The organism is Williamsia muralis, from assembly GCF_051487485.1.
Classification (GTDB): Bacteria; Actinomycetota; Actinomycetes; order Mycobacteriales; family Mycobacteriaceae; genus Williamsia; species Williamsia muralis_B.
This window is the reverse complement of sequence record NZ_JAHVCV010000005.1, coordinates 339,071-353,365: the sequence shown is the minus strand read 5'-3', so window position 1 is coordinate 353,365 and position 14,295 is coordinate 339,071. Positions and strand designations below refer to the sequence as shown.

Here is a 14,295-nt window from a genome sequence, read left to right as displayed (position 1 = left end):
CAGAGTCTCACAGCGCTTCGGCTGCGACGGGCGAGGGTTGAGCTGTGCAGGCACGAACCGCAGCCGACACCCCGCCGATCAGAACGTCGAGGTCGTCGTCGGTACACACATACGGAGGCATTGTGTAGATGTTGTCGCGGAACGGCCGTAACCACACCCCCGCCGCCACCGCGGCGTCCGTCGCCGCAGCCATGTCGACGGGGTGGTCGAGTTGCACCACCCCGATGGCGCCCTGCACCCGGACATCACGGACGCCAGGGAGATCGGCGAGTGGGCTCAACCCTTCCCGTAGTCGATCGGCGATGTGGGCGACCCGATCGCGCCACCCGGACGCGAGTAGCAGCTCGGTGGACGCCACGGCCACCGCACACGTGAGCGGGTTCGCCATGAATGTGGGGCCGTGTGCCAGTACCCCCACGTCGGACCGCGAGATCGTGTCCGCGATGTCGCGGGTACACAACGCTGCCGCCATGGACAGATAGCCACCGGTGAGCGCTTTGCCGATGCACATGATGTCCGGGGACACGCCGGCGTGGTCGGCGGCGAACAACTCCCCGGTCCGGCCGAACCCCGTGGCGATCTCGTCGAAGATGAGCAGTACACCCTGCTCATCGCAGATCCGGCGCAGCTCGCCGAGGTAACGGGGATCGTGGAATCGCATCCCGCCGGCACCCTGGACCACCGGTTCGACGATCACGGCGGCGAGTTCATCGCGATGCTCGGACACGAGGTCTTCGAGCTCTGTGACGTACTCCACGTTGAACTCGGACGGCGGCGCCGACGCGAACACCTGACTGGTGAGCACGTCGGTCCACAGCGAGTGCATCCCGCCTTCGGGGTCACAGACGCTCATGGGGGTGAAGGTGTCGCCGTGGTAGCCGCCGCGCCACGTCAGCAGGCGGGTACGGCCGGCTTCGCCCCGGGCCCGCCAGAACTGCACGGCCATCTTGACCGCGACCTCCACCGACACCGAGCCGGAGTCGCAGAAGAACACGGTCTGCAACGGATCGGGGGTTATCTCCACGAGCAGCTCGGCGAGCCTGGCTGCAGGTTCGTGGGTGAGGCCACCGAACATCACATGCGCCATCGAGTCGAGCTGGGTGCGTGCCGCAGCGTCGAGCACCGGGTTCCGATAGCCGTGGATCGCGGCCCACCACGAACTCATGCCGTCGACGACCGTGCTCCCGTCCGCGAAGGTCAGGCGGACACCCGACGCCGACCTGACAACGCGGGGAACGGGCTCCGGATGCGGCATGGTCCCGTACGGATGCCAGATCATCTCCGAGTCGATCCGGTTGATTTGTTCTTCCGCCATGGGAGGCCGATTGATCTGAGATTCGGGCAATGTGGGCACCTACCCACCCTAATGAGCGCGCCGCGGCGTTCCAGGCCGGGGATTCTAAGGTGCAACAGGTAGATTACGTGCCGGAACCGCCCACCCCGAAGCTGTGACGACACCGATTTCAGCGCCACCGGACAAGTGAGACTAGAGAGCAGTTGACAGCCGCACCCAGCGTTGAGAAAAGGCCACCGGCGGTACCCGCCGACACGGTCCCCAGCTACCGCACCGACCTCGACGGTCTGCGGGGCCTGGCCATCGTCCTGGTGGCGTGCTTTCACATCTGGTTCGGGCGGGTGTCCGGCGGTGTCGACGTGTTCCTCACCCTGTCGGGGTACTTCTTCGTCGGCTCGCTGCTGCGGCACGTCATCGTCAGCGCACAGAACGAGCAGGCCGGACTCTGGCCCGCGATCAACCCGATCAAGCGACTGACCCGGCTCGGCAGGCGACTGCTGCCCGCGCTGGTCGCGATCCTGGTCGTCATCAGCCTCGGTACGTTGCTCATCTTCCCCGAGACCCGCTGGCGGGCGACGGGCCAAGAGGTCATCGCGAGCCTGTTCTACTACCAGAATTGGCATCTGGCGTTCAATTCACAGGACTACACAGCGGCCAGTTCGGCGAACAGCCCTCTGCAGCACCTGTGGTCGATGTCGGTGCAGGGCCAGTTCTTCGTGCTGACGATGCTCACCGCCCTGGCGGCCGCCGGGATCATCACGGTGCTGGTGCGTGCCGGAGTACGCAAGCTGGCCGACCCCACGGTCATCCGCATCCTCATCGGCGCATCGCTCCTCGGCGTGGCCGCCGTGTCGTTCTACTGGGCGCACATGCGGATGGACGTCAACCAGCAGTTCAACTACTACGACACCATCTCCCGCGTGTGGGAGCCCCTCGCCGGCGGTCTGCTCGCCGTCTGGATGCCGAAGTGGCGGGTTCCCAATGTCATTCGCAACATCGTCGCCGTCGCCGCCCTGGGGCTGATCATCACCTGTGGCTGGTGGATCGTGGGTGTCGAGCAGTATCCCGGACCGTGGGCGCTGGTTCCCGTGCTGTCGACGCTCGCCATCATCTGGTCGGGTGCGACCGCGCTTCAGCACGGCCCGAAGTCCGGGCAACCGGTCGTCAATCACGCACTGTCCGCCCGGCAGATGGTGTGGCTGGGATCGATCTCCTATTCCCTCTACCTGTGGCACTGGCCGCTGCTGATCTTCTACCTGACGTGGCGTGACAAGAACCATGCGTCGATCGTCGAGGGAACCGTTCTCATCGCGGTGTCCATCGCGATGGCATGGCTGACCAAGCGGTACATCGAAGAGCCGCTGCGAGCGCCGCGGTCGGTGTCGATCCACAAGGAGGATCCGCCGCACAAGGGCACCCCGACGCGTCACCACCACCCGACGCACGCAGCCACGGTGAACCCGTGGCGAGCCAGACTCCTGGACTACACCACCGTGGTGACCAGCGTGCTGATCGTGAGCGCGGTGGTGATGACGGTCGGTTTCAAGGCCTGGGACTACCACGTCACCCACATGACGGTGGACACCACCAAGCTCGATCCCCGTGTCTATCCCGGTGCCCGTGCGCTCCTCGACAACGCCCCAGTCCCCCACGTCGACCCCCAGCCCTCTGCGCTGCAGGTCGTCAACGACCTGCCGGTGACCTCGTTCAACGGACACATCAGCGACTTCGACGACACCGGGGTGCACGTCGGGGTGTACGGCGACCCGTTGGCTACCAAGACAATTGCTCTGGCAGGTGGCTCGCACGCGGAATACTGGATCACGGCGCTCGACATCATCGGCAAACAGAATCACTTCAAGGTGAAGACGTATCTGAAGATGGGCTGTCCGCTGTCCACCGAGCTGGTGCCGAAGCAACGCGGGGTTCCCTATCCGCAGTGTCATGACTGGGTGCAGAAAGTCGTGCCGCAGATCATCGCCGACAAGCCGGATGCACTGTTCACCAACACAACCCGGCCGCGCGACGACGGGCCCGGTGACTGGGTACCCGGCGACTACCTGCCGATTTTCGACCAATTCGCCCAGGCGAACATCCCCATCCTCGGGATGCGCGACAGCTCGTGGCCACACAACGCCGATGGACCGATCAACACCCCGGACTGCCTGGCCAACACCCGCGACAGCGACAACTGCGACACCGCGCGTGCCGCCTCGTTCGCGCCGACGAACCCCACGCTCGACATCGTGCAGGACCACCCGAACGTCTTGCCGCTCGATCTGACGGACGGCATGTGCAACGACACGACCTGCCCCGCCGTGGTCGGGAACATCACCGTCTACCACGACTGGCATCACCTGAGCGCGACCTATGTGCGCAGTCTCACAGCGGAACTGCAACGTCAGATGCAAGCCGCGCTGCCCTGGACCTGAACCACCCTCTACTCTTCCGGTGATCTGGTGCGATGGCTCCGCACTGACAGTGCCGCGGGCCTCCGCGAACAGTAGGGTCATCAACATGAAAATGCGAGGGTGCCCATGACATCAACCCCCGGAAGCGACGTGTCGTCTGCCAGAACCGTGGACGATTCGACCGGCTCTGACGACGTCGCGGTGGCCGTACACGGCACCACCGCCGACGCCACAGGCGGCATGGTCGAGGAGCTGATGGTGTGGCCGGGTACCGCATATCCTCTCGGCGCGACGTTCGACGGAGCGGGTACCAACTTCTCGCTCTTCTCGGAAGTGGCCACTGCCGTGGACCTGTGCCTGATCGGTCCTGACGGGTCTGAGACACGCGTGCCCCTCGAGGAGGTCGATGGCTATGTGTGGCATGCCTACCTGCCGTCGATATCGCCGGGTCAGCTCTACGGCTATCGGGTCCACGGCCCCTATGACCCTCGTCAGGGCCATCGCTGCGACCCTTCCAAGCTGTTGGTCGATCCGTACGGCAAGGCGTTCCACGGTGAGTTCGACGGAGACGCGTCGCTGTACTCGTACCCGATCGTGCTCGACGAACATCCGCAGGAACAGGCATCGACCGAGCCCACGGCCGACACGGACCGCGGCGACGACCCGGGCCCTCAGACCGCCAGCGACACCGGTACCGACACGCTGGGTTCGCTCGATGTCGCTGCTTCGACAGGCGACGCCGCAGCGTCAGACCAGTTCGCAGACCCGTCCGACGATGTCGAAAACGTCGCGACCGCAACCACTCTCGAGTCCCCCGTTGACAATGCCAACGACGATGACTCGGCAGTACCCGCCCCGGAGCCCACGCCCAAACCGCGATCAGAACCGACGCCCGACCCCCTGTTCGGCGAACCTCCCAGGCTCGACTCGCTGGGACACACGATGACGTCCGTGGTGATCAACCCGTTCTTCGACTGGCAGCACGATCGCTCTCCGAATCGGCCCTACTACGAGACCATCATCTACGAAGCCCACGTCAAGGGCATGACGGCAACCCATCCCGAAGTGCCCGAACAGCTCCGCGGAACCTACGCCGGCCTCGCCCACCCCGCGATCATCGACCACCTCACGGCACTGGGTGTCACGGCCATCGAACTGATGCCCGTGCACCAGTTCCTCCAGGACCAGACCCTTCTCGATCAAGGCCTGCGAAACTACTGGGGCTATAACAGCTTCGGCTTCATGGCACCCCACGCCGACTACGCCGCCAACCAGCGGGCCGGCGGAGCGGTCCCGGAGTTCAAGGCAATGGTGCGGGCATTCCACGAGGCCGGGATCGAGGTGATCCTCGATGTTGTCTACAACCACACCGCCGAGGGCAACCATCGCGGTCCGAGCATCGCCTTCCGCGGCATCGACAACGCCGCGTATTACCGACTCGTCGACGGCGAGCCCTGGCATTACATGGACTACACGGGCACCGGAAACAGTCTGAACGTGCGCCATCCGCACACGCTGCAGCTGATCATGGACTCGCTCCGGTACTGGGTGCTCGAGATGCACGTCGACGGTTTCCGTTTCGACCTCGCCTCGACACTCGCCCGCGAGCTGCATGACGTGGACAAGTTGTCGGCCTTCTTCGATCTGGTGCAACAGGATCCGGTGGTCAGCCAGGTGAAGTTGATCGCCGAGCCGTGGGACGTGGGCGAGGGCGGTTACCAGGTGGGTAACTTCCCAGGACTGTGGACCGAATGGAACGGGCAGTACCGCGACACCGTGCGCGACTACTGGCGCGGTGAGCCCGCGACGCTCGGAGAGTTCGCATCGCGGCTGACCGGCTCGTCAGATCTCTACGAGGCAACCGGGCGCCGTCCCAGCGCCAGCATCAACTTCGTGACGGCGCACGACGGCTTCACCCTGCGAGATCTGGTGTCGTACAACGAGAAACACAACGAGGCGAACGGCGAGGACAACCGGGACGGGGAAAGCCACAACCGGTCGTGGAACTGCGGTGTGGAAGGTCCGACCGACGACCCCGACATCGAACGTCTTCGCGCACGTCAGCAACGCAACATCTTGGCGACGCTGATGCTGAGCCAGGGCACCCCGATGATCGCCCACGGCGACGAGATCGGCCGCACCCAGAACGGCAACAACAACGTCTACTGCCAGGACGGCCCAATCGCATGGATGGATTGGGAACTGGCGGAGAAGAACTCGGATCTTCTCGAGTTCACCCGCAGGGTCATCGCCCTGCGGTCGACGCATCCGGTGTTCCGCAGGCGCCGATTCTTCGCCGGGCGCCCCATCCGGTCCGGCAACCAGGCGCGTGACATCGCCTGGCTCACACCCAGCGGTGAGGAGATGACCGAGGAGGACTGGGACAGCGGTTTCGGTAAATCCCTGGCCGTCTTCCTCAACGGATCCGGCATCAACGAGAAGGACGTTCGCGGACGGCTGGTTGTCGACGACGATTTCTTGATGTGCTTCAACGCGCATTACGAGCCGATCGTCTTCCGGGTGCCGACCGATTTCTATGCCAACGAGTGGACCGGCGAACTCGACACCGCCCACCCGACCGGCTCGAGCACGGTCAACGCGAAAGCCGGCAGCGCCCTATTGGTTAGGGAACGGTCGTTGTTGGTACTCCGCAAAGTGAATTGATCTCCGATCTTGTGCCAACGCCTTGGCCGGACACCGATACCGGCCTGGCTCGACAACCGCTGGAGTACCCATGATCCTGCCGCTGACGGCCACCTACCGGCTTCAGCTGCACGGCGAGTTCACCTTCGCCGACGCAATTGAACAGCTCGACCACATCGAAGGGCTGGGCGTCAGCCATCTGTACCTGTCGCCGATCCAGACCGCCCAACAGGGGTCGACGCACGGGTACGACTGGGTTCCGCCGCCCGCGGTTGCCGAGTCGCTCGGTGGAATCGAGGGTTTGCGGGAACTGCGATCGGCTGCGGCCGACCGCGGTATCGGCGTGATCGTCGACATCGTTCCCAATCACACCGGTGTCGAGGACCCTCGGCAGAACCCGTGGTGGTGGGACGTATTACGCAACGGCAAGACGTCCGAGTACGCCGACTACTTCGACATCGACTGGTCGTCGGACAACGGGGCCGACGGCAAGATCGCTTTGCCGGTTCTCGGGTCCGCCGACGACGTGGCATCACTCGAGGTGGATACAAGCGGGGACGAACCAGAACTCTCGTTCTACGAACACCGGTTCCCACTCGCCCCCGGCACCGACGGCGGCCAGTCCGCCCAAGAGGTCCATGACCGGCAGCACTACAGGCTGGTGCCGTGGAACATCGGCGTCATCGGTTACCGCCGCTTCTTCTCCGTCAATGGTCTGGCGGGACTGCGACAAGAGGACCCTGCCGTCTACGCGGCCACCCACGACCTGATCCGTCAGCTCGTCGCAGAAGACCTCGTGGACGGTCTTCGCGTCGACCATCCGGACGGTCTGGCTGACCCCCAGGACTACCTGCAGCGGCTGCGTGCGGACATCGGACCGGACCGGATCCTGTTGATCGAGAAGATCCTTGCCCATGACGAGCCCCTGGATCCGAGCCTCCCGGTCGACGGCACCACCGGCTACGAAACGATGCGATCGGTGGGCGCGGTGCTCATCGACCCGACCGGCGAATCGGCTCTCGGACAGCTGCATCAGAAATACACCGGTGATCGCGGCGACGAGCTGTGGCTGCACGCCGCGGAACGACAGCTCAAACTGTCGATCCTCGACGAGACCTTCCCTGCCGAACGGGCCCGCCTGCGACGGGCGATCACCGCAACGGCCCGTGATGGCGAAGTGTTCTCGAACGACGACCTCGATTCGGCGATCGGCGCGGTGATCGCGGGTCTGGGCGTCTATCGCGCCGACTACCCGATACTCGCCGGAACTCTGGATTCGGTCATCGCAAGTGAGCGAGAACGGTTGCCGGCCCTGGCAACTGCCTTCGAACTGCTCGCATCGGCAGTGGCCACCGAGGACGAATCGCGCAGCCGGCTTGCCCAGGTGTGCGGCGCCGTCACCGCGAAGAGCGTCGAGGACTGCCTGTTCTACCGGACCGCACGGCTGGTCAGCCTGCAGGAGGTCGGCGGCGACCCCGCTGCCTTCGGTGAATCGATCGAGGACTTCCACGCCGCCAACGTGACCCGGGCGAAGATCTGGCCGCGGGCCTTGACCTCACTGTCGACTCACGACACCAAGCGGAGTGAGGACGTCAGGGCACGCATCGGCATCTTGTCCCAGATCCCGCAGAAGTGGACCGACTTCGTCGACCGCTCGGAGTCCCGCAACCCGGCACCCGCCGGGGTCACCGGACTCTTCTTGCGGCAGAACCTGTTCGGGATCTGGCCGGTCGACGGCGTGATCACCGGGGCCCTGCGTACCCGCTTCCACGACTACGCCACAAAGGCGATCCGCGAAGGCGGGGTGGGCACCACGTGGACCGACGTGAACGAACAGTTCGAGTCCGCAGTACATGCCTGGATCGATGCCTCGTTCGACGGCCCGTGTGCGCCCGAGTACACCCAGCTCGTACAGGAGATGCTGCCTCACATCGAATCCGACGCTTTGGCGCAGAAGGCACTGGCGTCGTTGCTGCCCGGAATCCCGGACGTCTATCAGGGCACCGAGTGGTTCGACGATTCCCTCGTGGACCCGGACAATCGCCGGGCGGTCGACTACACCCGCGATGGCGGCCACCCGAAGACCCGTGTGGTGCGGGCGGCCTTGACCCTTCGCCGGCGCCGGCCGGAGGTGTTCGTCCAAGGTGGGTACGAGCCGCTGTCGGGCACCGGTCCGGCCGCCGATCATCTGGTGGCCTTCGGCCGCACTTCGACGACCGGGGTGATCGAAGTGATCGTCGCGGCAGCTCGCTGGACCGTCGGCCTCGACGCCGAGCAATGGGCCCAGACCCATCTCGATCTCCCCGCCGGTACGTGGCGGGAGCAGATCACCGGGACTGACGTCGACGGTAATGTGACGCTGTCAGGACTGGCCACGCCGGTCGGCATTTTTGAGCGTGTGAGGGAGTGACCAGCGTCCTGGTTGCGGGCTTCACCAACGCGAGCGCGCACTGAGGAGTTGGACACCATGTTGGTCGCAGGAATCGATTCGTCGACCCAATCCAGCAAGGTGGTGGTGTGCGACGTAGCCGACGGCCGCGTCGTGCGCTCGGGTAGCGCGCCACACCCGACGGGCACCGAGGTACACCCGGATCAATGGTGGCAGGCCCTCGGGTCGGCGATCGAAGCTGCCGGGGGACTCGACGACGTCGCAGCGGTGTCCGTCGGAGCGCAGCAACACGGCATGGTGTGCCTGGATGAATCCGGTGAGGTGGTGCGAGAGGCGCTGCTGTGGAACGACACCCGGTCCGGTCCCGCCGCCGACGAACTGATCGCAGACCTCGGCGGGCCGCAGCAGTGGGTGGACGAAGTTGGGGTGGTCCCGGTCGCGTCGATCACCGCCACCAAGCTGCGCTGGCTTGCCGACAACGAACCCGCCAACGCCGATCGCACCGCTGCGGTGTGTCTCCCCCACGACTGGCTCAGCTGGCGCCTCACCGGCAGTACCGATCTGGCCGACCTGTGGACCGATCGCAGCGACGCCAGTGGCACAGGCTATTTCAGCGCAGCGGCCGATGAGTACCAGCCTCGGTTGCTGGACTTGGCGATGAGAGGCCGGGCACCGATGGTGCCCCGGATCGTCGGCCCGGCACAGAACGGTGGCGCCATGCGGTCGGGCGCGGGCATCGGTGCGGGCGCCGGCGACAACGCAGCAGCGGCGCTGGCGCTCGGCGCCGTCCCCGGCGACTGCATCGTGTCACTCGGCACCTCCGGGGTTGTCAGCGCGGTCAGTGACAGTGCACCGACCGACTATGCCGGACTGGTTGCCGGTTTCGCCGACGCCACGGGCCGGCAATTGCCGCTGGTGTGCACTCTCAACGGGGCCCCCGTGCTGGCGGCCGTGGCCAAGATGCTCGACGTCGACTTCGACACGTTGTCCGACCTTGCCCTGTCTGCGCCTGCGGGCGCCGAGGGGCTGTCCCTGGTGCCGTACTTCGAGGGGGAACGCTCCCCCAACCTGCCGCGCACGCGCGGAGCCTTGCACGGCATGACCGGGCGAAACCTGAACAGCGCGAACATCGCCCGGGCGGGCGTCGAAGGTTTGCTGTGTTCCCTCCAGTACTGCGCCGACCGGATCCGCGACCAAGGCATCGAGATCAACCGGATCATCCTCGTCGGTGGCGGCGCACGCTCTGCGGCCATCCGGGAGTTGGCCCCGGCGATCTTCGCCCGCCCCGTCGTGGTCCCGGAACCGGGCGAATACGTCGCGCTCGGTGCCGCTCGTCAGGCCGCCTGGTCGCTGGACCCCACGTCCGAACCACCTCGCTGGTCGGCCGCCGACGAACGTATCTACGAGGCCGATCCGACGCCTCATGTTGTCGAGCAGTACCACGAGGCATCGGGACTGACCGTCGGCCGCAACTGACCGGGCGACGGCAACTACCTCGACACCAACACCAACACCAACATCGTCCCCGTGGGTATGCGCCGAGGGCATGGTGCCCTCGGCAACCTGTTACGCGACTGATGTCGGCGCTGCCGCTTCGGTGAGCCGATCGAGTTCGCTGTCATCGAGCTCGATGCCGGTGGCGGCCACGTTGTCGTGCAGATGGCGCACACTGGTGGTCCCCGGTAGCGGTACGACGACCTCATCTCGTCTCCGGCCCTGACAGTGCACCCAGGCCAGGGCCACCTGCCCCGGCGACACCCCGCGGTGTCGGGCGACGTCGGCCAGCGCCACACCGAGAGGTGAGGAATCTTCGGCACGCAGGGCGCCGTGGCCGGTCGGTGAATGCGCGACCAGCGCAATACCCAACTCTGCCAATGCTTCCGACATCGACCCGGGCACGGGTGTCGAGAGCGACCACGCCTCCTGCACGGCGTGGACCGGATGGACCGCGTGCGCTCGGCGAACGTCTTCGACGGTGACGTTCGACAGGCCGATCGAGCGGATCTTGCCCGCGTCGATCAGCCCCGCCATGGCCGAGACCGTCTCCTCGATCGGGGTGTGCTCACTGCGGTGGTGCAAGTAGTAGAGATCGATGACCTCTACACCCAGGCGGCGCAGGCTGCCCTCGCACGAAGAGACCACCGTCGCGGCGTCGGCGTGCACACTCCAGTCATCGAATCGACCCGAATCACCCCATCTGACACCGAACTTCGAGCACAGGATGGCCTCTTCGCGGCGTCCGGCGATGGTACGCCCGACCAGTTCTTCGTTGCGGTACATCTCGGCGGTGTCCAGCAGGGTCACTCCGAGGTCCAGTGCGGCATGCACCACCGCCGTCGGATCACGATCAGGATCGGTACTTGCCTCCGTCAATCGCATGAGTCCGAGCCCTTGCTCGGGCGGATCGTCAGCAGGCCATGGCTGCGTGTTCGTCACCGGGCCAACGATAGGACCTCAACGCGACTTGAAGTCAAGACTGGGGACCCTTGCCCTCCCAGGCCGTTCGCCCCACACTGTCACCACAACACAGGCGAAGGAGTGCCCATGAAACCCACCGGTGTCACAGCGAATATGTCGGTGCCCGACATCACCGTTGCGCGCGACTTCTACTCTGACTACCTCGGCCTCGATATCGAGGCTTTCAACCTGGGCTGGGTGGCCAACTACCAGTCCGCAGACGGCCGGGCGGCGATTCAGCTCGTCACCGAGGATGCGACCTCGCCTGTCGATTCGGTGATCTCGGTACACGTGGGCGACCAGGTGGAAGAGGCCTATGCCGAAGCGCAACGACGTGGGTTCGAGATCGTCCACCCGTTGACCACGGAACCGTGGGGCGTGCGCAGATTCTTCGTCCGGGCGCCCGACGGCAACGTCATCAACATCGTCAGTCACGACGACGACGCGGCAGCCGAGTAACTCCAGGCGGCCCGTCAGGCTCCTCGGGGGTTGTTGTTCTCCACCAGCAGTTGCTTCAACGTTTCCCGAGCGCCATTGCGGCGCAACGACTCCAACGTCCACAGGTAGGGGCGCACAAATCGGTTCTCGTCGGCGAGGTCACCGAACAGCTCACGATTCTGCACAAACGCCAACGGTTCGTTGCGGCTCCGGACCGCGAGGGGGACCAATGAATCCGCGAGCGGGTCGACCACATCGATCGGCTCACCTGATTCGTCCACCCCTTCTGCGTAGCGGGTCCAGCTGGCCACCACCGCCGCAGCCAACACCACGTCACCACCGGCCTCGAGCTGCTGACGGATGACGGGCAACAACCACTTCGGTATCCGGTCTGACGAGTATTGGCAGAGGCGCGCGATGGTGTCGGCGATGGCCGGGTTGGAGAACCGCTCGATCAACGTCTCGATGTACGCATCCACATCCACACCGGGAAGCGGCAACAGCGTGTGCCGAGCCTCGTTGTTCATGTAGCCCAGCAGGAGACGACGGATCAACGGATCCTGCGCTGCGTCGTGCACAAGCCGGTAGCCCATCAGATGGCCGAAGTAACACAGGGTCTGATGGCCCGCGTTGAGCAGCCGGAGCTTCATCAGCTCGTACGGGCCCACGTCGGAGACCACCTGCACACCGACCGACTCGAGCCGAGGCCGGCCGGCCGAGAACGAGTCCTCGAGAACCCACTGGGTGAAAGGTTCGGCCACCACTGGCCACCGGTCCGCGATGCCGGTGCGCGCCTGCACCTCATCACCGAGGTCGGGCGGCGTGGCCGGGGTGATCCTGTCGACCATCGAATTCGGGAAAGCTGTGTTGTCGCTGATCCACTCGGCCAGACCGGGGTCCTTGCTGCACGCAAAGGCCGTGAAGGTCTTGCGTGCGATGTCCCCGTTGCCCTCGATGTTGTCGCACGACATCACCGTGAACGAGGGGTGCCCGGCGTCGCGACGACGACCGAGGGCCTCGACGACGATGCCGAACGTTGTCGAAGGAACAGCACCCGGCTGTAGATCGGCCTGGATCGCCGGGTTGGTCAGATCGAATTCCCCTGTCGCAGAGGAGAAGTTGTACCCGCCCTCGGTGATGGTGAGCGACACGATGCGGGTGGCCGGGTCGGCGAGCTTGTCGATCACCGCCGTCGGGTCGTCGGGTGCGAACAAATACTCGGCGATGGAGCCGACAACCGAGGTCTGCATCGTCCCGTCGGGATGCTTGAGGGTCAACGTGTAGAGCCCATCTTGCGGTACCAGCGCATCTCGCATGTGCACATCACCTGGTAGCACTCCTACGCCGCAGATCGCCCAATCCCGCGAGGCCGGATCCGAGGTGAGCAACGCGTCGACGTACATGGCCTGATGAGCACGATGAAATCCGCCGACGCCGAAATGCACGATGCCGCAGCCCAGTTGGGCCCGGTTGTACCCGGGTTTCGGCACCGTCACAAGATCGGCCAGACTTGCGTTGTCCAGTTTCACGATGCCCCCTCCCCTGCCGATCCACCGAGCCTGCCCGGGTAGACAACAGCTTTGATACTCCCCGGCTGCCGATCGGCATCCAGGGCTTCGGCCACCTCGGACAAACCGAAGCGACCGGTGACCATCGAGTCGAGATCCACTTTGCCCGAGGTGACCAGCTCGCGCGCGATCGGCCAGGTGTTGGCGTACCGGAACACCCCTGTTACAACGAGTTCCCGATTCTGGACAAGCGAGATGGGAAACGCCATCGTCGAGTTCGCACTCATGCCCACCAGGACCACGCGGCCACCGGGTCGGACGGCGGCGATGCCGGATGAGATCGCCGATTCCGCGCCCGATGCGTCGATGAAGGAGTCGACGCCGATCGTCGTGTCCAGCTCATCCGGGGTGAGAACGTCCGTTGCCCCGAATCCGGCCGCGACCGTGAGTCGCGTGCGGTTCACGTCGGTCACCACGATGCGGGTGGCTCCCGCCGCCCGCGCCACCTGGACACAGAGCAGACCGACCGGGCCCGCACCGGTGATCAACACGCCGTCACCGACCCCGACCTCTGCCTTGCGGCAAGCAGCGATCGCCACCGACAGAGGTTCGAACAACGCTGCCGCCTCATCGCTCACCGAGTCGGGCACAGGGTGGGCAAAGGCCGACCCGATGGTCACGAACTCGGCGAGTGCACCGTCCACCGGTGGTGTTGCGTAGAACCGCATGTGCGGAGACAGGTTGTACTGTCCGCGTCGCGTCGGCTCGTCGTCGGGGTCAGGTCGTTGGGGTTCGATGGACACCCGCTCCCCGATCCGCGACTCCGGCACCCCGCTGCCGACCGCCACGATCCGCCCGGCGGCTTCATGTCCCAACACCAACGGCGCCGACACGACGAAGTCACCAATCCGTCCATGTCGGTAGTAGTGGGCGTCGGATCCGCACACCCCTACCGCGCTCACCTGCACCAATACGTCCCCGGGATCGGGCGACGGGACCTCTCGCCGTTCGATGGTCAGACTGCCGGGTGCGGTCAGGACACTCGCGGTCATGGTGGCTGGAGTCATTCGCCGGTCCTTTGTGGGTGTTGCGTGGGTCACATTGTGGATGTTAGCTTACTGAGCATATGCACCACCAGTGAGCATTTGCTCACTC

The 14,295-nt window shown here is 65.3% G+C and carries 9 protein-coding genes; 5 read left to right on the top strand and 4 right to left on the bottom strand.

Annotated elements, in window-relative coordinates; genetic code table 11:
- Positions 1 to 7: 7 nt before the first annotated feature.
- Positions 8 to 1,315: an adenosylmethionine--8-amino-7-oxononanoate transaminase gene (locus KXR83_RS15895; protein ID WP_437425631.1), complete on the bottom strand. Its 1,308-nt coding sequence runs from the start codon at positions 1,313 to 1,315 to the stop codon at positions 8 to 10.
- A 182-nt stretch (positions 1,316 to 1,497) separates the two neighbouring features.
- Between KXR83_RS15895 and KXR83_RS15890 the strand changes: the two genes are divergently transcribed.
- From KXR83_RS15890 to xylB, 4 genes are all read left to right on the top strand, one after another.
- On the top strand, positions 1,498 to 3,726 hold the full coding sequence (locus tag KXR83_RS15890) for an acyltransferase family protein (protein WP_437425630.1): 2,229 nt from the start codon (positions 1,498 to 1,500) through the stop codon (positions 3,724 to 3,726).
- A 105-nt stretch (positions 3,727 to 3,831) separates the two neighbouring features.
- The gene (gene glgX, locus KXR83_RS15885) at positions 3,832 to 6,369 is read left to right on the top strand and encodes a glycogen debranching protein GlgX (protein WP_437425629.1); all 2,538 of its coding nucleotides are present in this window, start codon (positions 3,832 to 3,834) and stop codon (positions 6,367 to 6,369) included.
- A 70-nt stretch (positions 6,370 to 6,439) separates the two neighbouring features.
- Positions 6,440 to 8,758 carry a malto-oligosyltrehalose synthase gene (gene treY / locus KXR83_RS15880; RefSeq protein ID WP_437425628.1) on the top strand — a complete coding sequence of 773 codons (2,319 nt, stop codon included), beginning with the start codon at positions 6,440 to 6,442 and terminating at the stop codon, positions 8,756 to 8,758.
- 57 nt (positions 8,759 to 8,815) lie between these two features.
- Positions 8,816 to 10,213, top strand: coding sequence for a xylulokinase (gene xylB / locus KXR83_RS15875; protein WP_437425627.1), 1,398 nt, complete (start codon positions 8,816 to 8,818; stop codon positions 10,211 to 10,213).
- Between the two features lie 90 nt (positions 10,214 to 10,303).
- On the opposite strand, the gene KXR83_RS15870 is transcribed toward xylB, so the two are convergent.
- Complete coding sequence (locus KXR83_RS15870; RefSeq protein ID WP_437425626.1) at positions 10,304 to 11,173, bottom strand: aldo/keto reductase; 870 nt, start codon at positions 11,171 to 11,173, stop codon at positions 10,304 to 10,306.
- Between the two features lie 108 nt (positions 11,174 to 11,281).
- Between KXR83_RS15870 and KXR83_RS15865 the strand changes: the two genes are divergently transcribed.
- Entirely contained in the window at positions 11,282 to 11,653 is a 372-nt protein-coding gene (locus tag KXR83_RS15865; RefSeq protein ID WP_437425625.1) for a VOC family protein, read from the top strand.
- 14 nt (positions 11,654 to 11,667) lie between these two features.
- Here the strand turns inward: KXR83_RS15865 and KXR83_RS15860 are convergent, their stop codons facing one another.
- Both KXR83_RS15860 and KXR83_RS15855 read right to left on the bottom strand, forming a co-directional pair.
- On the bottom strand, positions 11,668 to 13,161 hold the full coding sequence (locus tag KXR83_RS15860) for a mannitol dehydrogenase family protein (RefSeq protein WP_437425624.1): 1,494 nt from the start codon (positions 13,159 to 13,161) through the stop codon (positions 11,668 to 11,670).
- Positions 13,158 to 14,207, bottom strand: a complete 1,050-nt coding sequence (locus KXR83_RS15855; RefSeq protein WP_437425623.1) for an NAD(P)-dependent alcohol dehydrogenase — start codon at positions 14,205 to 14,207, stop codon at positions 13,158 to 13,160. The genes KXR83_RS15860 and KXR83_RS15855 overlap by 4 nt, the downstream gene beginning before the upstream one ends.
- Positions 14,208 to 14,295 lie beyond the last annotated feature (88 nt).